At 65.3% G+C, this 24,196-nt stretch carries 20 protein-coding genes; 16 read left to right on the plus strand and 4 right to left on the minus strand.

All coding sequences use genetic code 11. From position 1 onward, the window contains the following. Positions 1-107 precede the first annotated feature (107 nt). The 10 genes from tpiA to ACO055_RS02160 all read left to right on the plus strand — a co-directional run bounded on the left by tpiA (position 108) and on the right by ACO055_RS02160 (position 12,661). Positions 108-857: a triose-phosphate isomerase gene (gene tpiA / locus ACO055_RS02115; protein ID WP_422060964.1), complete on the plus strand. Its 750-nt coding sequence runs from the start codon at positions 108-110 to the stop codon at positions 855-857. Between the two features lie 83 nt (positions 858-940). Beyond that, the gene (secG, locus tag ACO055_RS02120; RefSeq protein WP_422060965.1) at positions 941-1,384 is read left to right on the plus strand and encodes a preprotein translocase subunit SecG; all 444 of its coding nucleotides are present in this window, start codon (positions 941-943) and stop codon (positions 1,382-1,384) included. A gap of 111 nt (positions 1,385-1,495) precedes the next feature. Beyond that, positions 1,496-3,127 (plus strand): CTP synthase, encoded by a 1,632-nt coding sequence (locus tag ACO055_RS02125; RefSeq protein WP_422060966.1) that lies wholly within the window; start codon positions 1,496-1,498, stop codon positions 3,125-3,127. Positions 3,128-3,166: 39 nt separating this feature from the next. Further along, a complete protein-coding gene (locus ACO055_RS02130) occupies positions 3,167-3,853 on the plus strand; it encodes a Crp/Fnr family transcriptional regulator (protein ID WP_422060967.1) in 687 nt (228 codons plus the stop codon). Between the two features lie 525 nt (positions 3,854-4,378). Then, on the plus strand, positions 4,379-5,629 hold the full coding sequence (locus tag ACO055_RS02135) for a lipoprotein-releasing ABC transporter permease subunit (protein ID WP_422060968.1): 1,251 nt from the start codon (positions 4,379-4,381) through the stop codon (positions 5,627-5,629). After that, complete coding sequence (locus ACO055_RS02140) at positions 5,622-6,299, plus strand: ABC transporter ATP-binding protein (RefSeq protein ID WP_422060969.1); 678 nt, start codon at positions 5,622-5,624, stop codon at positions 6,297-6,299. The genes ACO055_RS02135 and ACO055_RS02140 overlap by 8 nt, the downstream gene beginning before the upstream one ends. 22 nt (positions 6,300-6,321) lie before the next feature. Continuing rightward, positions 6,322-6,924, plus strand: a complete 603-nt coding sequence (locus ACO055_RS02145; protein WP_422060970.1) for a hypothetical protein — start codon at positions 6,322-6,324, stop codon at positions 6,922-6,924. Between the two features lies 1 nt (position 6,925). Beyond that, entirely contained in the window at positions 6,926-7,402 is a 477-nt protein-coding gene (locus tag ACO055_RS02150; protein WP_422060971.1) for a glutathione peroxidase, read from the plus strand. A gap of 93 nt (positions 7,403-7,495) precedes the next feature. Continuing rightward, a complete protein-coding gene (gene dnaE, locus ACO055_RS02155) occupies positions 7,496-10,984 on the plus strand; it encodes a DNA polymerase III subunit alpha (RefSeq protein WP_422060972.1) in 3,489 nt (1,162 codons plus the stop codon). A 72-nt stretch (positions 10,985-11,056) separates the two neighbouring features. Next, the gene (locus ACO055_RS02160) at positions 11,057-12,661 is read left to right on the plus strand and encodes a long-chain fatty acid--CoA ligase (RefSeq protein ID WP_422060973.1); all 1,605 of its coding nucleotides are present in this window, start codon (positions 11,057-11,059) and stop codon (positions 12,659-12,661) included. Positions 12,662-12,673: 12 nt separating this feature from the next. Here ACO055_RS02160 and ACO055_RS02165 read toward each other — a convergent pair whose 3' ends face one another. Genes ACO055_RS02165 through ACO055_RS02180 form a run of 4 tightly spaced genes read right to left on the minus strand, consistent with a single transcriptional unit; the run spans position 12,674 to position 16,878 of the window. Then, positions 12,674-13,762 carry a PA0069 family radical SAM protein gene (locus tag ACO055_RS02165; protein WP_422060974.1) on the minus strand — a complete coding sequence of 363 codons (1,089 nt, stop codon included), beginning with the start codon at positions 13,760-13,762 and terminating at the stop codon, positions 12,674-12,676. Between the two features lie 46 nt (positions 13,763-13,808). Further along, positions 13,809-14,333, minus strand: coding sequence for a molybdenum cofactor biosynthesis protein B (gene moaB, locus ACO055_RS02170; protein WP_422060975.1), 525 nt, complete (start codon positions 14,331-14,333; stop codon positions 13,809-13,811). Then, positions 14,323-16,080 carry a lytic transglycosylase domain-containing protein gene (locus ACO055_RS02175; RefSeq protein WP_422060976.1) on the minus strand — a complete coding sequence of 586 codons (1,758 nt, stop codon included), beginning with the start codon at positions 16,078-16,080 and terminating at the stop codon, positions 14,323-14,325. The genes moaB and ACO055_RS02175 overlap by 11 nt, the downstream gene beginning before the upstream one ends. A 12-nt stretch (positions 16,081-16,092) precedes the next feature. Beyond that, entirely contained in the window at positions 16,093-16,878 is a 786-nt protein-coding gene (locus tag ACO055_RS02180; protein ID WP_422060977.1) for a uracil-DNA glycosylase family protein, read from the minus strand. Between the two features lie 120 nt (positions 16,879-16,998). Between ACO055_RS02180 and ACO055_RS02185 the strand changes: the two genes are divergently transcribed. From ACO055_RS02185 to ACO055_RS02210, 6 genes are read left to right on the plus strand one after another with little or no spacing between them, the layout of a single operon-like run. Continuing rightward, positions 16,999-18,654, plus strand: a complete 1,656-nt coding sequence (locus ACO055_RS02185) for an electron transfer flavoprotein-ubiquinone oxidoreductase (protein ID WP_422060978.1) — start codon at positions 16,999-17,001, stop codon at positions 18,652-18,654. 16 nt (positions 18,655-18,670) lie between these two features. Next, positions 18,671-20,311, plus strand: coding sequence for a tetratricopeptide repeat protein (locus tag ACO055_RS02190; RefSeq protein ID WP_422060979.1), 1,641 nt, complete (start codon positions 18,671-18,673; stop codon positions 20,309-20,311). After that, entirely contained in the window at positions 20,311-21,159 is an 849-nt protein-coding gene (locus tag ACO055_RS02195) for a 4-(cytidine 5'-diphospho)-2-C-methyl-D-erythritol kinase (protein WP_422060980.1), read from the plus strand. The genes ACO055_RS02190 and ACO055_RS02195 overlap by 1 nt, the downstream gene beginning before the upstream one ends. Continuing rightward, the gene (locus ACO055_RS02200) at positions 21,156-21,887 is read left to right on the plus strand and encodes an N-formylglutamate amidohydrolase (protein WP_422060981.1); all 732 of its coding nucleotides are present in this window, start codon (positions 21,156-21,158) and stop codon (positions 21,885-21,887) included. The genes ACO055_RS02195 and ACO055_RS02200 overlap by 4 nt, the downstream gene beginning before the upstream one ends. A gap of 59 nt (positions 21,888-21,946) precedes the next feature. Next, a complete protein-coding gene (ilvD, locus tag ACO055_RS02205) occupies positions 21,947-23,803 on the plus strand; it encodes a dihydroxy-acid dehydratase (protein ID WP_422060982.1) in 1,857 nt (618 codons plus the stop codon). Beyond that, complete coding sequence (locus ACO055_RS02210) at positions 23,803-24,189, plus strand: hypothetical protein (protein WP_422060983.1); 387 nt, start codon at positions 23,803-23,805, stop codon at positions 24,187-24,189. Before ilvD ends, ACO055_RS02210 begins: the two co-directional genes overlap by 1 nt. Positions 24,190-24,196: the final 7 nt, after the last annotated feature.

The raw sequence follows: 24,196 nt of genomic DNA on the forward strand, positions 1-24,196 counted from the left end.
GCGAGGATGCTTCAAGGCGGGAAAGCGTATGGCGGCGACCGGCTTGCCTTTGCCTCCCGCACGCCGCTAGGTGCTGGCAGTGGAGTGTTGGAGAGAAGGGGCGGGGAATGGCGCGGCGCAAATATGTGGTCGGCAACTGGAAGATGAACGGGACGAAGGCCGCGCTGGACGAAGCGCAGGCGATTTTCGCGGCAACGAAAGACCATGACGCGGTCGACGTCGCGCTTTGCCCGCCGTTCACGCTGATCGGCCCGATGATCGCCGCGGCGCCGGGCGCCGCGGTCGGCGGGCAGGATTGCCACAGCGCGGCGTCGGGGGCGTTCACGGGATCGGTCGCCGCGCCGATGCTTGCCGACATCGGCGCGAGCCTGGTCATCGTCGGGCATAGCGAACGACGCGAGGGCTGCGGCGAAAGCGATGCCGAAGTGAAAGCGAAAGCCGAAGCCGCGCTGACGGCGGGCCTGTCGGTGATCCTGTGCGTCGGCGAGCCGCGCGGTGTGCGCGAATCGGGCGGCGCGATCGACTATGTCCTCGCGCAGATCGCCGGCTCGTTGCCGGCCGAATTCGATCCTTCGCGGCTGGCCATCGCCTATGAGCCGATCTGGGCGATCGGCACCGGACTGGTGCCGACCGTCGACGATGTCGCGGCGATGCACGGTGCGATCCGGGAAAAGCTGGGCCAGCAGGCGGGCGCCGGGGCAGCGGAGGGCATGCGTATTCTGTATGGCGGGTCGGTGAATGCCGAGAATGCGGCCGAACTGCTCGACGCCGGTGATGTCGACGGTGCGCTGGTGGGCGGTGCCAGTCTGACCGCCGCAAAGTTCGTGCCGATCGTTGCGGCGGCGGCCGCTCTGTAACGCTGTGGGTTGAAGCCAACGCACTTCGTCTCTATGTGCGCCGCGGGCGTGGTCTGTGTGGGACCGCGCAAGTCCGGGAAAATATGATGTCCAGCCTCTTCACCTTCCTGCTCGTTGTCCAGGCGCTCGTCGCCGCGACGATGATCGGCGTCATTCTGATGCAGAAGTCCGAAGGTGGCGGCCTGGGCGTCGGCGGCAGCCCTGCGGGCCTGCTTTCGGCGCGCGGTGCAGCGGATTTCCTGACCCGCGCGACGACGATCCTCGCCAGCCTGTTCGTCGGGCTGTCGATCGTGCTCGCAGCGCTCGCTTCGGTGGGCGGCGCGGGCGGTTCGGCGATCGACACGTCGCTGTCGAAGACGGCGCAGACGAGCGGCGCGGCTCCCGCTTCGGCGCTGACCGGTCCGGCGCAGCAGGCTCCCGCGCAGAACGCGCCGGCGCAGACGGCACCCGCAGGCGACGATCCGCTTGCCGCCGCAGCCGCAGCGGCCGCCGCTCCGGCCCCTGCCGAGGCCCCCGCCAAGAAATAATCGGGCGGCTTTGGCCTCCAGCATCGCTCCCGCGGCGGCGGAAATATTTTCCGCCGTTTGCGATTCGACGGCTTGCGCCGTCACCCTCCTGTTGAGTAAGTCTTTCCTCCCATGGCGCGGTTCATTTTTATCACCGGCGGCGTGGTCTCCTCCCTTGGCAAAGGTTTGATGGCGGCTAGCCTTGCGGCACTGTTGCAGGCGCGGGGCTTTCGCGTCCGCATCCGAAAGTTCGATCCCTATCTGAACGTCGATCCCGGCACGATGTCGCCGTATCAGCATGGCGAGGTCTATGTGACCGACGACGGGGCCGAAACCGACCTCGATCTTGGCCATTATGAACGCTTTACCGGCGTTGCGGCGCGGCAGAGCGACAATGTCACCTCTGGCCGCATCTATCAGCAGATCATCACCAAGGAACGCCGCGGCGACTATCTGGGCGCGACGGTGCAGGTGGTTCCGCACGTCACCGACGCGATCAAGGCCTTTGCGCGCGCCGAACTCGACGACCTCGATTTCGTGCTGTGCGAAATCGGCGGGACGGTCGGCGATATCGAATCCCTGCCGTTCATCGAGGCGATCCGCCAGCTTCGCAACGAAGAGGGTCGCGACAACACGCTTTCGGTTCACGTCACTCTGGTGCCCTATATTGCCGCGGCGGGCGAGCTGAAGACCAAGCCGACGCAGCACAGCGTGCGCGAACTCGCCTCGCTGGGCGTCCAGCCCGACATATTGCTCTGTCGCTGCGAACGGCCGCTGCCCGAGAGCGAGCGCGCGAAGATCGCGCAATTCTGCAACGTGCGGAAAGAAGCGGTGATCCCCGCGCTCGATGCAGACTCGATCTATTCGGTGCCGGTCCAATATCATGGCGAAGGGCTCGACAGCGAAGTGCTGCGCGCCTTTGGCATCCATGATGCGCCCGATCCCGATCTGACGGCCTGGTACGACATCATGGACCGCAAGCAGCACCCCGAAGGCGAAGTCACGATCGGCGTCGTGGGAAAATATGTGTCGCTGCCCGACGCCTATAAGTCGCTCAACGAAGCGCTCGCGCATGGCGGCATGGCGAACCGGGTCAAGGTCAACATCCGCTGGCTCGACGCCGAAATGTTCGAGCAGGACGGCGACCTCGCCGCAAACCTCGAGCCGATGCATGGCATCCTTGTCCCCGGCGGCTTTGGCGAGCGCGGGTCCGAGGGCAAGATCGCAAGCGTCCAGTTCGCGCGCGAACGCAATGTCCCGTTCCTCGGCATCTGCCTGGGCATGCAGATGGCGTGCATCGAAGCGGCGCGCAATACGAGCGGCATCGCCGGCGCGTCGAGCACCGAGTTCGGCAAGACCGACGAGCCTGTCGTCGGCCTGATCACCGAATGGATGAGTGCCGAAGGATTGCAGAAGCGCGGCGCGAACACCGATCTCGGCGGCACGATGCGGCTCGGCGCCTATGAAGCGAAGCTGTCGCCGAACAGCCATGTCGCGACCGTCTATGGCGCGAACGACATCAGCGAGCGCCACCGCCACCGCTATGAAGTCAACGGTGCGTACCGCGACAGCCTTGAAAAGGGCGGGCTTGTCTTTTCTGGCATGTCGCCCGATGGCATGTTACCCGAAATCGTCGAGCGGCCGGACCATCCGTGGTTCATCGGGGTGCAATTCCATCCCGAGCTGAAATCCAAACCCTTCGATCCGCATCCCTTGTTCAAGGGATTCATCGAAGCCGCGGTGAAACAGAGCCGGCTCGTCTGACGACCCAGGGGTGGGGCAACAGGGAAGGGCATTTGGGGCATGGATCACGCGAGACTCGCCGAACTTCAGGGCCCTGACAGCATTTTTTCCGGCCTTTCGATCGAGGATTGGGCCGAAATCGCCAGCCGCGCGGTGCAGATCAATTTCGTGAAGGGCAAGGAATTGCTCGTCCAGGGCGATCCGGGCGACATGATGCTGATCCTGACCGAAGGCACCGCGCGCGTGTCGATGCTGACCGCTGGCGGCCGCGAGATCGTGCTGGCTTATGCCGAGCCCGGCGCAGTCCTGGGCGAGATCGCCTTGCTCGACGGCGGCGAACGGACGGCATCGGTGACCGCGACGAGCGCGGGCAGCGCGCTCCAGCTCGGCCGCAACGCGCTCAAGGATTTCGCGGCGAGCCATCCCGAATTCGCCTGGTCGCTTATGCAACAGCTCGCGCGGCGTCTGCGCACCGCTGACCAGACGATCGAAAGCGACCGCGCCTATGCCTCGGGTCCGCGGCTTGCGCGCTATCTGAAGCGCTTGATCCGCAAGGACAGCATCGAAAAGACACACCGCGTCGAGCTGAGCCAGACCGAGCTCGGCAATTTCGCGGGGATGAGCCGCGAGCACATCAACCGCCAGCTGCGCAGCTGGGAGGAATCGGGCGTGATCTCGCTCGAGCAGGGGCGTGTGCGCGTGCTCGATGCGGCGCTGCTGGAGGATATCAGCGAAAGCGAGGGGTAGGGCTTTAGTCTGCGCCTTTTTCCATCGTCACCCCGGACTTGATCCGGGGTCCACGACTCCAACGTTGCAGTGGATCCCGGATCAAGTCCGGGATGACGACAAGTCCGGGATGACGATGAGGATGAAGTAGGCGGAGCGATGCCTTGCCCCTGATCGCGTTGCCGCTGACTCTCGCCGCCCCCGGAATCACAACGCCCGGGCCTCGTTTCCGAAACCCGGGCGCCTGTGACGAACACTCGCCATCCCCCTTTGTTGCAGACCCGGCGAAAGGTCTGCACTCCCTGGAGCCGGGCCTTGGGGCCGCGTTGAACCAGAGCGTCAGGGCTAGGCGCGGGGGCGGGCTTTGTCACCATCCGACAGGCGGATGCGACTCGTTTTGCACAGGGCCTGTGGCCGATAGGCAACATATTTTGCGAATCGCTCGCAGCAGAAAGCCTCGCCGGCGGCCATTGCCAGCGCCGCTGCCGCTCCCTAAAGCGAGGCCATGACCGCACCGCGCATCGCGCTCCAAAGGCCGCTCGCCCCATGATCCTGCGTCCCTATGAGCGCACCATCTTCAAACGCTATCTGCTTCCCCAGCGCGGCGAAGGCTTCATCTTCGTCGCGGCGATGTTCAGTTTTATCGCGGTGACATTGGGCGTCGCGGCGCTGGTGATCGTGATGAGCGTGATGAACGGCGTGCGCGCCGACCTGTTCGACAAGATCGTCGGGCTGAACGGCCATGCGGTGGTGCAGGGCTTTGGCGGCCGGCTCGACGACTGGCGCGACGTGCTGAAGCAGGCGAAGGCGACGCCGGGAGTAGTGTCCGCAACGCCGCTGATCGAACAGCCGCTGCTCGCGAGTTTCAGCGGGCGGGTCGAAGGCGTGCTGGTGCGCGGCATGACGGTGCCCGACATCCGCAAGAACGACGTGCTGGGCGGGAAGGTGCTGCAAGGCAGCCTCAATTCGCTGACGCCCAATGCGGGCAATGTGGCGCTTGGCAGCGAGTTGGCGCGCAACCTCGGCGCGACGGTCGGTTCGACCGTGACGATCATCAATCCGCAGGGACGCGCGACGCCGTTCGGCACCGTCCCGCGCGAGATCGCGTACCGGGTCACGGCGATCTTCGAGATCGGCGTCTATGATTTCGACAAGGCCTATGTCGTGATGCCGATGGAAGACGCGCAATTGTTGCTCCTCACCGGCGACCAGGTCGGAATGATCGAGGTCAAGACGACCGACCCCGACAATGTCGGCGAAATATTGCAGCCGCTGGCCGAAAAGCTGGCGGCGAAGGCGGTGATTTCCGACTGGCGATCGATGAACGCAAGCCTGTTCGAGGCGCTGTCGATCGAACGCGTCGCGATGTTCATCATCCTGTCGCTGATCATTCTTGTCGCAGCGTTCAACATCATCTCTTCGCTGATCATGCTGGTACGCGCCAAGACGCGCGACATGGCGATCCTGCGGACGATGGGCGCGCCGCGCGATTCGGTGATGCGCATCTTCATCGCGATCGGCCTGTCGATCGGGGTCGCGGGAACGCTGATGGGCATGGCGATCGGGTTCGGCCTGCTGTTCTTTCGACAGGGCGTGCTGCGCGGGTTCGAGGTCATTACCGGCCAGTCGCTGTGGGATCCGTCGATCCGCTTTCTGACCGAATTGCCATCGAAGCCGGATCCGTTCGAAATCACCGGAATTGCGGTGATGACGATCGTCTTCAGCTTCCTTGCCACGCTCTATCCCGCGTACAAGGCGGCGAATACCGACCCCGTCCAGGTGCTGCGCTATGAGTGATATCGTCCTCGAACTCACCGACCTCAAACGCAGCTTTACGCAAGGCGACGTGACGATCGACGTGCTGCGCGGCGTTAGTGCGAACCTGCGCCGCGGAGAGATCGTCGCGCTGCTCGGGCCGTCGGGGTCGGGCAAATCGACGATGCTGCAAGCCGTCGGCCTGCTCGAAGGCGGTTTCGACGGGACGATCCGCATCGATGGCCATGACGTCACGCAATATGATCAGGGCGAGCGGACGAAGACGCGGCGCGAGAAGATCGGCTTCGTCTATCAGTTCCATCACCTGCTCCCCGATTTCACGGCGATCGAGAATGTCGTGCTGCCGCAGCTGATCCGCGGCGCGGCGCAGGCCGACGCGGAGGAGCGCGCGTCCGATCTGCTCGGCCGGCTGGGGCTGGGCGAGCGGTTGCATCACAAGCCGAGCAAATTGTCGGGCGGCGAGCAGCAGCGCGTCGCGGTGGCGCGCGCGCTGGCAAACCGGCCACTGCTCGTGCTCGCCGACGAGCCCACGGGAAATCTCGACGAGGCGACCGCCGACCGCGTGTTCGACCAGTTCGTCGAGCTGGTACGCGACCATGGATCGGCGGCGCTGGTGGCAACGCATAACGAGCGGCTGGCGGCACGGATGGACCGTGTGCTGCGCTTGCACGAAGGGCATATCGAGGCGTAGGATGTCCGTCTTGGGGGGCAGGATGATCCGATCGATATCCGTTTTGGCGCTGGCGTTGGTCGCGGTCCCCGCGCACGCCGGCTTTCAGTCCGCTCCGCCTCCTCCTCCGCCGATCCTGCTGCCGCCGCAGCCGCTCGCCATCCCGTCGCCGCCCGCGCCGCTGGTGCAGTCGGCGTGCACGACGCCCGACTATCGCGCGTTCGATTTCTGGGTCGGCGAATGGGATGTGTATCCGAACGGCAGCACGACGCAGGTCGCGACAAGCAGCATCGAGGCGATGTTCGCGGGCTGCGCGATCCGCGAGACGTGGAAGCCACTGAAAGGCGGCGGGGGCGGATCGTTCAGCCATTATGACGGCGAGCGGCGCTATTGGCGGCAGGCGTGGGTCGACAGCAGCGGCGCGCGGGTCGATTTCGACGGCGGGCCGGTCGCAGGCAAGATGGTGCTGACGGGCCATTGGGCGAATGTCGTTGCCAAGGGGCAGGACGGACTGATCCGCATGACGTACAGCAAACAGCCCGACGGGTCGGTGCGCCAGTTCGGCGAACAGTCGGTCGATCAGGGGCTGAGCTGGACCACGAGTTTCGATTTCATCTACAGACCGCGCAAGGCGGGGGAGAGATAATATGGACCTTTATGATCTTTCGGCGCCGCTGCCCGGCGGCAGCACGCAGCCGATGGCCGACTATCGCGGCAAGGTGCTGCTGATCGTCAACACCGCGTCGAAATGCGGCTTTACCCCGCAATATGAAGGACTGGAGGAGCTGTACCGCGACTATAAGGACCGCGGACTGGAGATCCTGGCTTTCCCTTGCAACCAGTTCGGCGCGCAGGAGCCGGGCGATGCCGCCGAGATCGCGAATTTCTGTTCGCTGACCTATGATGTCAGCTTTCCGTTGATGGCGAAGATCGAAGTCAACGGCGACGGCGCCGATCCGATCTTCAAATATCTGAAGAAGGAAAAGACCGGCCTGCTCGGCAGCGGGATCAAATGGAATTTCACGAAATTCCTCGTCGGCCGCGACGGGAAGATCGTGTCGCGCCACGCCCCTACGACGAAGCCCGAGCAATTGCGCAAAGAGATTGAGGAATTGCTGGGCTAGGAAACGTAGCCCCCGCCTTCGCGGGGGCGACGTGTTTCAAAATTGCGTCACTCTTTGCTTTCCAGAATCAGCGCGCCCGCATAGCGTCGTCCCATGGCCTACAGCCCCTTTGTCCCCCTGCGCGTCTTTTCCAGTTACACGATGCTGGAAGGGGCTATCGAGCCCAAGGCGATTGCCAAAGCCGCACGCGACCGTGGTTTTCCGGCGATCGCGGTCGCCGATCGCAACGGGCTGTACGGCGTGATGGCCTTTGGCGAGGCGTGCACGGCGGCGGGGGTGCAGCCGATCGTCGGAACCTTGCTCAGCGTGGCGCGGCCAGGGCAGCGGCTCGCGAACGGCGCGCCGATGATCGACTGGCTGGCGCTCTACGCGCAGGATGATGTCGGCTACAACAATCTCTGTGCGCTCGTCTCGGCGGCGCACCTCGGGCGACCGGTCGAGCAGGATCCGCATGTCACGCTTTCCGACATGGCGGGCCGAACCGGCGGGCTGATCTGTCTGACCGGCGCCGGCGAAGGCGCGCTCGCGCGGTTGCTGGCGGGCGAGCAGAAGACTGCGGCCGATGACTATGTCGAGCAGCTCGAGGCCTTGTTCGCGGGTCGGCTCTATATCGAGCTGGCGCGGCGCGGCGATGCGACCGAGGTCGCGGCGGAAAATGCGCTGATCGACATGGCCTATACGCGGGCATTGCCGATCGTGGCGACCAACCCCGCCAATTTCGTCGAGCCGCAATTCCACCCCGCGCACGACGCCATGCTGTGCATTGCGCAGTCGGCCTATGTCGAGAGCGAGGACCGCCGCGTTTCAAGCCCCGAAGCCTGGTTGAAGCCCGCCGAAGCGATGGAGGACGCGTTCTCCGATCTGCCCGAGGCGATGCGCAACACGCTCGTCATCGCACAGCGCTGTGCGTTCATGGCGCCGAAGCGCGCGCCGATCCTGCCCAGCCTTGCGGGCGATCGCGAAGGCGAGGCGGCGCAGCTCAAGCGCGATGCGCACGCCGGCCTTGACAGCCGGCTTGCGCTCTATCCCGACCTGCCTGAGGGCGAGCGGCAGGCCTATGTCGAGCGGCTCGACTTCGAAGTCGATGTCATCACCCAGATGGGCTTTCCCGGATATTTCCTGATCGTCGCCGACTTCATCAAATGGGCAAAGTCGCATGACATTCCGGTGGGGCCGGGGCGCGGTTCGGGGGCGGGCAGCGTCGTTGCCTGGGCGCTGACGATCACCGATCTCGATCCGCTCAAGCTCGGGCTGCTGTTCGAACGCTTCCTCAACCCCGAACGCGTGTCGATGCCCGACTTCGACATCGACTTCTGCGAAACGCGGCGCGGCGAAGTGATCCGTTATGTCCAGGAAAAATACGGCCGCGACACGGTCGCGCAGATCATCACCTTCGGTAAGCTGAAGGCGCGCGCGGTGCTCAAGGACACCGGGCGCGTGCTCCAGATGAGCTATGGCCAGGTCGACCGGCTCGCGAAGCTGGTACCCAACCATCCGACCGACCCCTGGACGCTCGAGCGCGCGCTGAACGGCGTGTCGGAGCTGATGACCGAATATAAGCAGGACGACGGGGTGCGGCGGCTGTTCGACATGGCGCGCCAGCTGGAAGGCCTGCCGCGGCACAGCTCGACCCACGCGGCGGGCGTCGTGATCGGCGACCGGCCGCTCGACCAGCTCGTCCCGCTCTATCGCGATCCGCGATCGGACATGCCGGTGACACAGTTCGACATGAAATATGTCGAGAGCGCGGGGCTGGTGAAGTTCGACTTTCTCGGGCTCAAGACGCTTTCGGTGTTGAAGGAGGCGAAGCGCCTGCTTGCGCTGCGCGGGATCGACGTCGATCTCGACACGCTCGCGTGGGAGGACGGGGCGGTTTACGAACTGCTTCAGCGTGGCGAGACGGTCGGGGTGTTCCAGCTGGAATCCGAAGGCATGCGCCGCACGCTGTCGGCCGTGAAGCCGACCAATTTCGGCGACATCATCGCGCTCGTCGCACTCTATCGCCCCGGCCCGATGGACAATATCCCGCTGTTCGGTGCGCGCAAGAACGGGCGCGAGCCGATCGCCTATCCGCATCCGCTGCTCGAAGGCATATTGGCCGAAACCTATGGCATCTTCGTCTATCAGGAACAGGTGATGCAGGCGGCGCAGATCCTGGCCGGCTACAGCCTTGGCGGCGCCGATCTGCTGCGCCGCGCGATGGGCAAGAAGGTCCAGGCCGAAATGGACGCGCAGCGCGACACGTTCGTCAAAGGCTGCGGCGAGCATAATGGGATCGACGCCAAGGCGGCGAACGAGCTGTTCGACTTGATCGACAAATTCGCCGGCTATGGCTTCAACAAGAGCCATGCCGCCGCCTATGCGCTGCTGTCGTATCAGACCGCGTGGCTGAAGGCGCATTATCCGCACGAATTCTTCGCGGCGTCGATGTCGTTCGACAGCCATCAGACCGACAAGCTGTCGATCTTCATCGACGACATGCGGCGGCTGGGCGTCGAGGTCGCGCCGCCGTCGGTCAACGACAGCGAGGCCGATTTCTCGGTGGGGCGCAACGAGGAAGGGCTCACGGTGCGCTACGCGCTCGGCGCGCTCAAGGGGGTCGGCGAAAAGGCGATGGAAGTGCTCGTCGCCGAACGCCATGCAAAGGGCGATTTTACAAGCCTCGACGATTTTGCCGCGCGCATCGACCCCAAACAGCTCAATCGCCGCCAGATCGAAGCGCTGGCGGGCGGCGGCGCGTTCGACCCGGTCGAGCCCGACCGGCCGCGTGCCTTTGCCGGCGCCGAGGCGCTGCTCGCCTGCGCGAACAACTCGGCGCACGAGCGGTCGACGGGGCAGGGCGGACTGTTTGGGGGCGACGTCGCGATCATGCCGGTGCTCCAGCTTCCGGCCGCCGAGCCCTGGACGCTGGCCGAGCGGATGACGCGCGAAAAGGAAGCGTTCGGCTTTTATTTCTCGGCGCATCCGGTCGAACAATATGAAGCGATCGTCGCGGCACGCGGCGCGCGGAGCTATGGCGACATCTGCGAAAATGTCGAAATGACGCCGGGGACGCGCATTCCGATGGTGATGGCGGCAATGGTCGAGAGCGCGCGGGCGCGGGTGTCGCAGCGCGGCAACCGATTCCTCAACCTGACGCTGTCGGATCGCAGCGGGCAATTCCAGTCGAGCTGTTTCGACGAGCAGGCGGGCAAGACGCTCGAAGCGCTGGCAGCCGATGGCGGCTGCGCGATTCTGTCGGTCGAACTCGACCTGCTCGAAGGCGAGGAGACGCCGCGGGTCACGGTGCGCGGTGCGCAGCCGCTGGCCGATATTGCCGCGACCGCGGCGTTGCAGCTGACGTGCCGCGTCGATCGGGCGGACGCAGTGGGCGAAATGGCGCGGCTGCTCGAAAAGCGCGACGATGCGCGCGGCAAAGTGGTGATCGTGACGCGCGATCCGCTGACCGACGACGAGATCAGGATCGAGCTGGGCCGCGGCTTCGCGCTGGGTCCCGATGCCGTGTCGCGGCTCGAACTGGTTGCGGGCGTAACCGAACCCGCGCTGTCGCTTGTCGCACCGCGCGATTTCAGGGTTCGTTAGCCCGCTTCACCCTTGCGCCGTTCGTATTTCCGGCTCTATTCCTGGGCGGCAACGATAATCGAGGATGCTATTATGGGAATGCAGGGTCAGCCGCTGCTCGTCACGAGCCTGATCGACCATGCCGCGCGCGAACATGGCGGGCGCGAGATCGTCTCGCGCTGGGCCGACGGCAGCATCACGCGGTCGACCTGGGGCGAGGTTGGCGCGGATGCACGGCGCTTTGCCACCGCGATGACCAGGCTGGGCGTCGCGAAGGGCGACCGCATCGCGACGCTCGCGATGAACCACGGCCACCATCTGGTCAGCTGGTACGGCAGCGCGGGCATGGGCGGTGTGCTGCATACCGTGAACCCGCGGCTGTTCGACGAGCAACTGGTCTATATCATCAACCATGCCGAAGACCGTGTGCTTTTGTTGGACGCGATGTTCCTGCCGATCGTGGAGCGGCTGCGAAGCAAGCTTTCGACCGTCGAGCATTTCGTGCTGTTCGACGCACCCGCGCGCGAGGGCTATCTCTCCTATCGCGACCTGATCGGCGCCGAGGACGGCAGCTTCGCATGGGTCGAGCTCGACGAGCGCGATCCGGTCGGGCTTTGCTATACCAGCGGCACGACGGGCAATCCGAAAGGCGTGCTGTACGAACATCGCTCGAACGTCATCCATGCGATTACCGAAATTCAGCCCGACGTGTTCGACATGTCGAACCGCAGCGTGATCCTGCCGATCGTGCCGATGTTCCATGCCAACAGCTGGGGCATCCCGTTCGCGGCGGCAACCGTGGGGGCAAAGCTGGTCTTTTCGGCGACCAACGATGCGCAGGTGCTGTGCGACCTGATGCGCGACGAAGGCGTGACCCACAGCGCCGGCGTGCCGACGGTCTGGCTTGCCATGTTCGCGCATATGGACGCGACGGGCATCGGGTACGGCAAGCTGGGCCGCGTGATCATCGGCGGATCGGCTTGCCCGCGCGCGATGATCGAGCGCTTCATGAAAGCCGGGATCGACGTCGCGCACGCCTGGGGGATGACCGAAACCTCGCCGATCGGGACGATGGGCAAACGGCCGTGGAACTGGGACGAGATGAGCTTTGAAGAGCGCGTCGATATCGTCGCGCGTCAGGGTTGTCCGCCCTTCGGTGTCGAATTGCGTATCGTCGATGATCAGGACGACGAGCTGCCGCGCGACGGCGAGACGAGCGGGCGGCTGCAATGCCGGGGGCCGTGGATCATCCAGCGCTATTTCAGGGCCGACGCCGATGCCGCAGATGCCGAAGGCTGGTTCGATACCGGCGACGTCGCCGTCATCCACCCCGATGGCGTCATGCAGATCACCGACCGCGCGAAGGATGTGATCAAGTCGGGCGGCGAGTGGATCAGCTCGATCGAACTGGAAAACGCCGCGGTCGGCGCGCCCGGCGTCCAGGAAGCGGCCGCCGTCGGTGTCTATCACCCCAAATGGGACGAGCGGCCGGTCCTGCTGATCGTCAAAAAGCCCGATGCCGACGTCAGCGAGGCGAGCATCCTCGACTATCTGGGCGACAAGATCGCCAAATGGTGGATGCCCGACGAAATCATCTTCGTCGACGAATTGCCGCACACCGCGACGGGCAAGCTGCTCAAGCGTCAGCTTCGCGACGATTATAAGGATTATAAGCTGAAGTCGCTGGCGGCGGCATAGAAACGGTTTCGTTCAAAACATCTCCATCTGCCCATCTCGCTCTGGCGGCTTGAACAAATCCGAGCGAAGCGGCGGAAAGCTGTTGTCCATGCCATGCTCGCGGGCGGCGCGTTTGACGCGCTGGCGGATGAGCTGCGGCCAGATGCCGTGGCCTTTCATCCGCGTGAAGAAATTCGGATCATTGTCTTTTCCGCCGCGGATGTCCTGCACCATGTGCATCACCTTTTCCGCCCGGTCGGGATAGTGCGCGGCGAGCCAGGCCCGGAAGAGCGGCGCGACCTCGTGCGGCAGGCGCATCAGGATGTACGAAGCCCGGAGCGCGCCGGCTTCGGCGGCGGCGGCCATGATCGCCTCGATCTCGTGATCGGTGATCGCGGGGATGATCGGCGAGATATTGACCTGCGTCGGCACCCCCGCATCGACCAATTGCCGGATCGCGGCGAGGCGGCGGCGCGGGTGCGGTGCGCGCGGTTCGAGCGTGCGGGCGACTTTCGGATCGAGCGTCGTCACTGAAATTGCGACGCCGACAAGATTGTCGCGCGCCATGGCGGCGAGAAGGTCTATGTCGCGCAGCAGGCGGTCGGATTTTGTGGTGATCAGCAGCGGGTGTTTCGTCTCGGCGAGCACCTCGACGATCGACCGCGTGATCCCCCATTCGCGTTCGATCGGTTGGTACCCGTCAGTGTTGGTGCCGATCGCCAGCGGCGCGACCTTGTAGCCGCGCTTCGCCAGTTCGTGCCGCAACAGCCTGGCCGCGTCGGGCTTGGCAAACAGCTTGCTCTCGAAATCGAGCCCCGGCGACAGGTCGTGGAAGGCGTGGGTCGGCCGCGCGAAGCAATAGATGCAGCCATGCTCGCAGCCGCGATAGGGGTTGATCGAGCGATCGAAACCGATGTCGGGAGAACTGTTGCGCGAAATGATCGTCCTGGGATGTTCGACCGTCACCGTTGTGCGGAGCGGCGCCGACGCGCCGTCGATGTCACCCGCTGCATCGAGCCAGTCGCCGTCATCCTCTCGGGCAAGCGAGCCGGTGCGGGTCGGACGCAAGTTGGTGGGGGCGCCGCGACCCGAAATCGGGGGCAGGGGCTTCGACGATTCCATCGGAGGAGAATAGCGCTCCGATGAGAACAAATAAAGAACAAATCGGCTATTCGGTTAGCCGCGGCATCAACTCGACGAAGTTGCAGGGCTTGTGGCGGCTGTCGAGCTGGGTCGACAATATGCCTTCCCAGGCATCGGTCACCGCGCCGGTCGATCCGGGCAGCGCAAAGATATAGGTGCCGCGCGCAACGACCGCGCAGGCGCGCGACTGGATCGTCGAGGTGCCGATCGTCTGATAGCTGAGCCAGCGGAACAGCTCGCCAAAACCGGGGATGTCCTTGCCGTCGAGGCGGTGAAGCGCTTCGGGCGTCACGTCGCGGCCGGTGACGCCGGTGCCGCCGGTGGTGATTACGACATCGACCTCCGGATCGTCGATCCAGTTGTGAAGGCGCGAGACGATAAGAGCGCCTTCGTCGGGAATGATGGCACGGGCGGCAAGGATGTGGCCCGCTTCCGTCAGCAATTCTTCCAGCTTGTCGCCCGACCGGTCGTCTGCGGCGCCGCGGCTGTCCGATACGGTCAGGACGGCGATGCGGACGGGCTTGAAGGGAAGGCTGTCGTCAATCGGCATTGGCGAGACCCGCGGGACCGGCCCAGGTCAGTCGCACGCGATCCTTGCCATCCGGAAAACGCGGCCATTTGCCCTGCGCGAGCGCAGCGCGACTAATCGAGGGTTTGCCCTGCTGCGCTTCGTACATCCAGTAATTGCGGAGCACGGTGCCGACATAGCCGCGCGTCTCCCAATAAGGAATCGATTCGATATAGAGCAGAGGATCGCCGCCATCGCGAATCTCGGTCTGCCAGCGCGCGATCGGGGCGGGGCCGGCGTTGTAGGCGGCGATGACCTTGGGCAATTGGCCGCCGGTCGAGCTGTCCTTGCTGAGATATTGCAGATAGCGTTGGCCGAAATCCATGTTCACGGCAGGAACCTTGAGATCGCCGGGCGCGCGGCCGTCGCCACCCCAGCGGGCGAGGTCGGACGCGGTGCCCGGACGCACCTGCATCAGGCCCGTCGCGCCTGCGGGACTGATCGCCTTGCGCTGGAAACGCGATTCCTGGAGCGTGTGGGCAAAGACAAGCGCGGGGTCGACGCGCCAGCCGCCGTTGGGTTGCCATTTGGGCTGCGGATAGCGCGTCGCGGCGGCGAGCTTGCGGCCCTGCGGCGTGTTGTGCGCGAGATAAAGTTGCGTTTCGGGCAGGCTGAGCGCCTGCGCCATGCCGATCAACTGTTCGTGCTGGCGCGGCTCGCCGATCCGCGCCTGATGGCGCAGCAGCTCGTCGGCATAGCCGTCTTCGCCGATCTCGGTGAACGCCATTGCCGCGCGGACGTTGGGCAGATCCTCGAGCGCGCGCCAGGCGCTGCGGTCGGGGCGGATGGTTTCGCGCTGCGATCCGGCCTCGACGCCCAGCGTTTCAGCGGCAAGCATCCCGTAGAAGGTTTCTTCGTTGGCGGCGGCGGCGCGAAGGCGCGGCTGGACCGACGCGGGTTCGCCGACGGCGATGGCGGCGCGGGCGGCCCAATAATAGGCTGCGGCGCGCAGCTCGCTATCGGGCGCTTCGCGCGCGACGCGATCGAAAGCGGTCAGCGCGGTGCGATAATCGCGAAGGCGCCAGGACGCGAGCCCCTGCACCCACGCACCCTGCGTCGGCCAGGCGCCACGACCCGCAGCGCATTCGCTCGACAGGCGCAGCGCGCTCGCATCGTCATTTTCGATATAATAGGACCAGGCGATCTTCTGCCGCCATTCGTTGCGCGCCTCGGGCGTCAGCTTGTCGGCAGCGGCAAGATAAAGCGTTTCGGCGCCCGCGGGATCGTCATTCTTGATGCGGTCGGGGATCGAGCGGGCGAGGCCGGCGGCGAAAGGGTCGCCGACGGTGTCGGCGCCGACACGGCGCGGCGCCGTACCAGCCCAGCTGAGCCGCGACTGCAGCGGGAGCATCGGCAGGTCGGTTGCGCCGCGCTTCGTGGCCAGCCGGCCGAGCTGGTCGGCCTGCGGCAGTTGCGGCGAGCGCGACAAGAGCGGCACGATATCCGCCATTTCGGCGCGGGGGCTGTTCGCGGCGGTCAGCAATTCGGCGCGCAGGAAATCGCCGAGCGGGCCATTGTCATCGGCAAGCAAGCTTCTGGCGTCGGCCCAGCGCTGGCTGCGGATTGCAGCGAGCACCTGCGTATAAAGCTGCTTCTGCTTTGACGAGAGCGTGTCCGGCACCGTCTGCGGTGCAGCGATAAGATCATTGGACGCCGCATCGGCCGCGATCGCGGGCACAGCACCGATTGCCAGAGCGGCAAAAGCGCATGAAAGGAAAGTCTTGGTCATTTTCTGCATCTGTCAACGTCCCCGGTTGAACAGTTTCAGGCTGTCCCAGGCGGCGGCTTTTTGCGCCGGCCGGGCGAGCAGCATCGCCGGATGCGCGACTGCCACGGCATCCACTTTGCCGCCATCTTGGTTAATATCGAGTAACTTCCCGCGCGCATCGGCGAGCGGAAGATTGGCGGCCATTCGCACGATGTCGCTCCCGACCAGCAGCAGGCGCCCCGGCTTCGCGAGGCGCAGATGGTGCCAGAGCAAACGGTCGAGGTCGGCGGCTTCCTTTTCGTCGCAGCGACCGCCGGGCGGGCGGGTCACGGCAAGGCTGGCGAGATAGCAGTCGGTACGCGTCGTCCCGATCGCGCGCAGCATCGCGTCGAGCAATTGCCCGGCGGGCCCGGAAAAGAGTGCGCCGTCGCGTTGATCGTCGATTTCCGGCCAGGCGGTGAGCAGCATCAACGGCGCTTCGGGCTTGCCCAAGGGCAGCACGCGGCGCGCGTCCCACTGGCTGCCGGGAACGTCGGGACTTTCGGCGAGCCAGGACTGGAAGGCATCCCACGTATCGGGGACGACGACCGGACCCTTTGCCTCGATTTCGACGGGCGCTTCCTGACGCTGAAGCACCGAAGGCAAAGGCGCCGGCTCGGTGTCGGCAATCGGCGCGATTTTCGGCTTCGTCGGGGCGTCATTTGCCGCCGGCACCGCCAGCCAGCCCGCCGGCGCTTCGCCCACAAGCGCATCGACGCCGGCAAGCGACCACCAGTCGTGATAGCTTTCCGCCAGCAAAGCTGAATTTTGCCCACCCATGTGATTTGTTGAAACAGGCTGTTGACGGACACGTCAATTGGCGGGCATCGCATTTCGTGACAGAATGAGCGCGGGACACGATGAATGATCCCGCGCAGGGACGGCAGAAAGGTACTTGCGGTGAGCGAACGGGAATCGATGCCCTATGACGTCGTGATCGTCGGGGCGGGACCGGCAGGTCTCTCGGCGGCGATCCGGCTGAAACAGCTGGCGAATGAAGCGGGCGGCGAGCTGTCGGTATGTATCCTCGAAAAGGGATCCGAAGTCGGCGCGCATATTCTTTCCGGCGCGGTGATCGACCCGAAGTCGCTCGACGAATTGCTCCCCGACTGGCGGACTCAGGGCTGTCCGCTGGCGGAAGTGCCGGTGAACGACAACCAGCATTGGGTACTGACAAAGGCGAAGAAATTCAGCCTGCCCGAATTCATCTCGCCCGGCTTCATGCACAACAAGGGCACTTATACCGGCAGCCTCGGCAATTTGTGCCGCTGGCTTGCCGAACAGGCCGAAGGGCTGGGCGTCGAAATCTTCCCGGGCTTTGCCGCCGCCGAGATCCTTTATAACGAAGACGGCTCGGTCAAGGGCGTCGCCACCGGCGACATGGGCATCGCGCGCGATGGCAGCCACAAGCCCGATTACGCTCCTGGCCTCGAGCTCCACGCGAAATACACCTTTTTCGCCGAAGGCGTGCGCGGGCATCTGACCAAGATGCTGAAGCCGCAATTCGCGCTCGACGCCGATAGCGAGCCGCAGGTGTACGGCATCGGCGTCAAGGAGCTGTGGGACATCGCGGGCGACAATCATGCGCCGGGCCGCGTGATCCATACACAGGGATGGCCGCTCGACGAGAACGCCAATGGCGGCGGCTTCCTTTATCATCAGGCGAACGGACAGGTAGCGCTCGGTTTCGTGACCTGGCTCAACTATCGCAATCCGCACATCTCCCCGTTCCAGGAGATGCAGAAGTGGAAGACGCATCCCGAAATCGCGAAGATCCTCAAGGGCGGCAAGCGGGTTTCCTATGGCGCCCGCGCGATCAGCGACGGCGGCCTGCAGTCGGTGCCCAAGCTGGCGTTTCCCGGCGGCGCGTTGATTGGCGACACGGCGGGCTTTCTCAACGTGCCGCGCATCAAGGGTACGCATACCGCGATGAAGTCGGGGATGATGGCGGCCGAAGCCGCTTTTGCGGCGGTGACGGCCGGACGGACGAACGACGCGCTCGACGCGTATCAGGCAGCGTTCGACGAGAGCTGGGTCAAAAAGGAATTGAGCGTCGTCCGCAACGTCCTGCCGCTGGTTGAAAAATTTGGCGACCTGGCCGGGACGATCTTCTCCGGCATGACGATGTGGCTTGAAACGCTGGGCATTCGCGTGCCCTTCACGATGAAGCATCATCCCGACAATACGACGCTCTATCGCGCCGACATGATGCCGAAGCCTGACTATCCGAAGCCTGACGGCGTGCTGACCTTTGATCGCCTTTCTTCGGTGTTCATTTCGAACACCAACCATGAAGAGGACCAGCCGGTCCATCTTCAGCTGAAAGACCCGTCGATCCCGGTCGAATATAATCTGCCGATGTACGACGAACCCGCGCAGCGCTATTGTCCGGCGGGCGTCTACGAGATCGTCGGACAGGATGTGGGCGACCCGAAATTCGTGATCAACGCGCAGAATTGCGTCCATTGCAAAACGTGCGATATCAAGGACCCGACCCAGAACATCAACTGGGTCACTCCCGAAGGCGGCGGAGGCCCCAATTACCCGAACATGTAAGTCCGTTCGCTTTGCCTTGATCGCCGCAGCGCTCGCGGCGGCCGCTCCCGCGCAGGCGACCGGCACTGACGGCGGGTCGGCTCTCGACGCGCTGGCGCGGGCACGATTGGCGGAGGAAGCGGGCGATCCGGCTGCGGCGCTGTCGGCATTGACGACGGTTGCGAGCGAGGCGCCGGGCCTTCCCGGCTTGCGCGGGCGGATGCTGGAGCAGGCAATCCAGGCAGGCGATCTGCCCGCTGCCCGCAACGCGGCGGTTCAGCTGTGGATGGCGGGCGACTATCGTTTCGATGCGCAACTCGTGCTGGTCGTCGACGCGATGCGCCGATCGGACTGGAAGGGCGCGCGCGATTATCTGGGCGGCCGGTCGGACAAGGCGGGCCGTGATGCGATCGCGCAACTGATCCAGCCAGCGTTCAACAGCTGGATCGACGTCGGCGCGCGCGAAGCGGCGCCCGAGCGGCATATCGTGGCCGCGGCGGGCAGGGGGCGGCCCGAGCCGGCGCTCGCGCTCGAAGCGGCGATCGTTCAAACTGTGGCGAAGCGCCCTGCCGAGGCAGCGACGCTGGCGACCAGTACCGTCCTGACCGACCGCACGAGCCAGCTTGTAGCGCTTCGCCTTGCCGCCACGCTCGACGCGGCCGGGCAGGCCGATGCCGCAAAAGCGTTGCGCGGGCGCATAGCGCTGGCAGCCGGAGGGCGCGAGGACCCGGTGTTGTTGCTGTCGGATCAGCCGATATCGACGCCGCGCGGCGGGATGGCGCATTGGCTCGGGATATTGGCCGACGGACTGGCAAGGACGCCGAACGGCAGCGCCAAATTGCCGCTGTTGTTTGCGCGCGCCGCCTGGTGGCTCGACGACAAGGATTGGACGGTGCGCTCGGCGCTGATCGAATCGCTCGATCGCAACGGCCAGCGCGGCGACGCGATGGCGCTGCTTGCCGGTAAAGAGCCGATGCCGCCGGTGTTGCAGATGCGGCGCGCGGAGTTTCTGGCCGATGCAGGCGACCTCGCCGGAGCGGCGAAGGACGCCGAGGTCGCGGCAGGCAGCGGCGCGCCGGCGCGAAGCCTGCTGGTCCGGTTCGCCGATATCGCCCGCCGTGGGGGCGACCGCGCTGCGGCAGCGCGCGCCTATGCGGGAATCGAGGCGACGCTGGGCGACGATGCGACCGACAAGGCGCTGCGCGGCAGCCTGTTGATCGCGCGTGCCGAACTGCTGCTGCAATCGAATGACTGGGAAGCCGCAAAGCCGTTGATGGACCAGGCGTTGACGATCCTGCCCGACGACCCGACGGTCCTGAACTTCGCGGGCTATTCGGCGATCGAGCGTCGCAAGGATGTGAAACAATCGCTCGGGCGGATCGAGGCGGCGTGGAACGCCGAGCCGCAGAGCGCGAGCATCACCGACTCGCTCGGCTGGGCCTATTTCCTCACTGGACGCACCGACGAGGCGGTCTCGCTGCTCGAAAAGGCGCAGCGCGGCGATCCGAACAATGCGGTGATCGTCGAACATCTGGGCGACGCCTATTGGCAGGCGGGGCATAAATTCCAGGCGCGCTACACCTGGCGCGCGGCGGCGCTGCTCGCCGAGGCCGACATGGCGACGCGGATCGAAGCCAAGCTGCGCGACGGGATGACACAGGCGACGATGGCGCCCTGATGGCGGCGATGCAGGAAACCGGCTGGGCAAAGATCAACCTCGCGCTCCATATCCGCGCGCGGCGGAGCGACGGCTATCACGCGATCGAGACCTTGTTCGCATTCGTCGATGACGGCGATGCGATCGACGCCGAGGAAGCGGGCGCCGACGCGCTGACGATCGACGGCGAGTTTGCCGCGGGCCTGAGCGCCGGCGGCGACAATCTGGTTCTTCGTGTGCTGGCGCTGCTGCGCGAGCGTTATGGCGCGGCGCGGGTGCCGCCGCTTACGATCCGGTTGACCAAGCGCCTGCCGGTGGCGGCAGGAATCGGGGGTGGGTCGGCCGATGCGGCGGCGATGGCGCGGCTCGTGCGGCGGCATTTCCTTCCCGAACTCGGCGACGCCACCCTCGCGCGGTTGGCCGGGTCGCTGGGCGCCGATATTGCAGCCTGCGTTGCAAGCGCGACCTGTCTGGGCGTCGGGGTCGGCGAGGAGTTGAGCCCTGTTCCCGAATTGCCGCTGGGCGGAACACCGGTGCTGCTCGTGAATCCGGGGCAGCCCGTTGCGACGGGGCCGGTCTTTGCGGCGTGGGACGGTGTCGACCGCGGCCCGCTGTTCACCGGACCCGATCTGCGCGCGCAGCTTTTCGCTTCGTGCAATGACTTGCAGCGGCCCGCGACCGCGCAGTGCCCCGCGATCGTCGATGTCCTCACCGAACTCGGCGCGCTGAAGCCATGGCTCGCACGGATGTCGGGGTCGGGCGCGACCTGCTTTGCGCTGTTCGACGCACCCGCCGAGCGCGATGCCGCGGCGCTTGCTTTGGCAAAGCGCCATCCAGCCTGGTGGCAAATGGCGGGGACGCTCCGGTGAGCGAGGCTTGGCGGCAGCTCGGGGCTCCGCGGGCCGGCGGCGTCTTGCTGATCGGCGACCATGCATCGGCCGTTGTCCCGCGCGACATCGATCTCGGGATCGATCGCGCCCTGCTTCGCGAGCATATCGCCATCGATCTCGGCGTGACCGAAGTGGCCGAACTGTTGGTCGAAAACGGCTCGGTCGACGCAGCGATCCTTGGCGGCGTGTCGCGGCTGGTGGTCGACTGCAACCGCGACGAGGATGCGCCGGGGGCGGTGCCGATTGCGAGCGACGGGCATGCGATCCCCGGCAATGCGCTGGGTCATGAAGGCCGCGAGGCGCGGATGGCGCGCTTTTTCCGGCCCTATCATGCGCATATCGCCGCGACGATTGCGGCGCGGCGTCCGGCGATGATCGTGTCGCTGCACAGTTTCACGCCTTCGCTCGCGAGCGACCCCGCCCAGGCGCGGCCGTGGCATGTCGGGGTGCTCTATAATGCGGACGACCGGCTGGCGGCGCCCGCGATTGCGGCGCTGGCCGACGAAGGCATGACCGTCGGCGACCAGCTTCCCTATTCGGGCACGCTGCTCAACGCGACGATGAACCGCCATGCCGAAGCGAACAATATCCCCTATGTCGGGATCGAGATGCGGCAGGATCTGGTCCGCGATCGCGCCGGGCAGGCGCTGTTTGCCGAGCGGCTGGCGCGCATGTGCCGGAAAGTGGCATTGAATCTGATCGGCTAGGCGTGTAGAGGCGCGTGTTGTCGCATGTTTTTGAAATAATATTATCAGGAATTTATAAAATGCCTTCTTATCGTTCACGCACCACCACGCATGGCCGCAACATGGCCGGTGCTCGCGGTCTCTGGCGCGCGACGGGGATGAAGGACAGCGACTTTGGCAAGCCGATCATCGCGGTGGTCAACAGCTTCACGCAATTCGTGCCGGGGCACGTCCACCTGAAGGACCTCGGCCAGATGGTCGCACGCGAGATCGAGGCTTCGGGCGGAGTTGCCAAGGAATTCAACACGATCGCGGTCGATGATGGCATTGCGATGGGGCATGACGGCATGCTCTACAGCTTGCCGAGCCGCGACCTGATCGCCGACAGCGTCGAATATATGGTCAACGCGCATTGCGCCGACGCGATGGTGTGCATCTCGAACTGCGACAAGATCACCCCGGGCATGCTGATGGCGGCGCTGCGGATCAACATCCCGGTGGTGTTCGTGTCGGGCGGGCCGATGGAGGCGGGCAAGGTCGTCCTGAAGGGCAAGGAAGTCGCGCTCGACCTGGTCGATGCGATGGTGGCCGCCGCCGACGAGACATACACCGACGAGGAAGTCACCGAGATCGAGCGCGCGGCCTGTCCGACCTGCGGCAGTTGTTCGGGGATGTTCACCGCCAACTCGATGAACTGCCTGACCGAAGCCCTGGGGCTCTCGCTGCCCGGCAACGGCTCGACGCTCGCGACCCATGCCGACCGGAAAGAGCTGTTCCTGCGCGCCGGGCGGATCGTCGTCGAAATGTGCCGCCGCCATTATGAGGACGACGACGACAGCGTGCTGCCGCGCAATATTGCGACCTTCGAGGCGTTTGAAAATGCGATGAGCCTCGACATCGCGATGGGCGGGTCGACGAACACGGTGCTGCATCTGCTCGCCGCGGCGTTCGAGGCGGGGGTCGATTTCACGATGACCGATATCGACCGCCTGTCGCGCCGCGTGCCGTGCCTGTCGAAGGTCGCGCCCGCCAAGAGCGACGTCCATATGGAGGATGTCCACCGCGCGGGCGGCATCATGGCGATCCTCGGGCAGCTCGAGCGCGCGGGATTGCTCCATGCGCATCTGCCGACGGTGCACAGTGCGACGCTGGGCGATGCGCTGAACAAATGGGACATTTCGCGGACCAACGACCCCGACGTGCAGAAATTCTTCATGGCAGCGCCGGGCGGTGTGCCGACGCAGGTCGCGTTCAGCCAGGATCGGCGTTGGGATTCGCTCGACCTCGACCGCGAGGGCGGCGTGATCCGGTCGGCAGACCATGCGTTCAGCCAGGATGGCGGGCTCGCGGTGCTGTCGGGCAATATCGCGCTCGACGGCTGTATCGTGAAGACCGCGGGTGTCGATGAAAGCATCCTGAAATTTGCCGGCCCGGCAAAGGTGTTCGAAAGCCAGGACGCGTCGGTCGCGGCGATCCTCACCGGACAGGTCGAGGCGGGCGACGTCGTCGTTATCCGTTACGAAGGACCGAAGGGCGGACCGGGCATGCAGGAAATGCTCTATCCGACCAGTTATCTGAAATCGAAGGGGCTGGGCGCCGCGTGCGCGCTGATCACCGACGGGCGTTTTTCGGGCGGCACCTCGGGGCTCTCGATCGGCCATGTTTCGCCCGAAGCCGCCGAGGGCGGGACGATCGGGCTCGTCGAAAACGGCGATCTGATCGAGATCGATATCCCCGCGCGGACGATCAAGCTGATCGTGGCCGACAGCGAGCTGGCCAGCCGCCGCGCGGCGATGGAGGCAAAGGCCGACGCTGCCTGGCAGCCCGCCAAGCCGCGCCCGCGCAAGGTTTCGGTAGCGCTTCAGGCCTATGCCGCGATGACGACCAGCGCCGCGCGCGGCGCTGTGCGCGACCTGTCGCAACTGAAGGGCAAATGATGAAGACGCTGGGGGGCGTGATCGGCGTCCTGATGCTCGTTTCGGGTTGCGGCGGGCCAGACAATGGCAAGCTGGCCGAGGCCGAAGCGCGCGGATCGAAGAATGCCGCCGAAAACGGTCGCATCGAATGTGCGCTGGAGGGAGCGAAGCTGTTCGACCGGACCTGCACGATCGCCGAAATGACCAGCGCCGACGGCGATGTGCTGATCGTCGGCAAGCGGGATGTCGGCTATCGCCGCCTGCAAATCGCCACCGACGGGCGCGGCGTGATTTCGGCCGACGGCTCGGAGCCGGCGAAAGTGACGATCATCGGCGACGGGGTGATCGAGGTCGCGATCGGCCGCGATCGTTATCGGTTGCCCGCGAACACTGGCGGCGGCAGTTGATTCCAGG

Source organism: Sphingopyxis sp., assembly GCF_965227415.1.
Classification (GTDB): domain Bacteria; phylum Pseudomonadota; class Alphaproteobacteria; order Sphingomonadales; family Sphingomonadaceae; genus Sphingopyxis.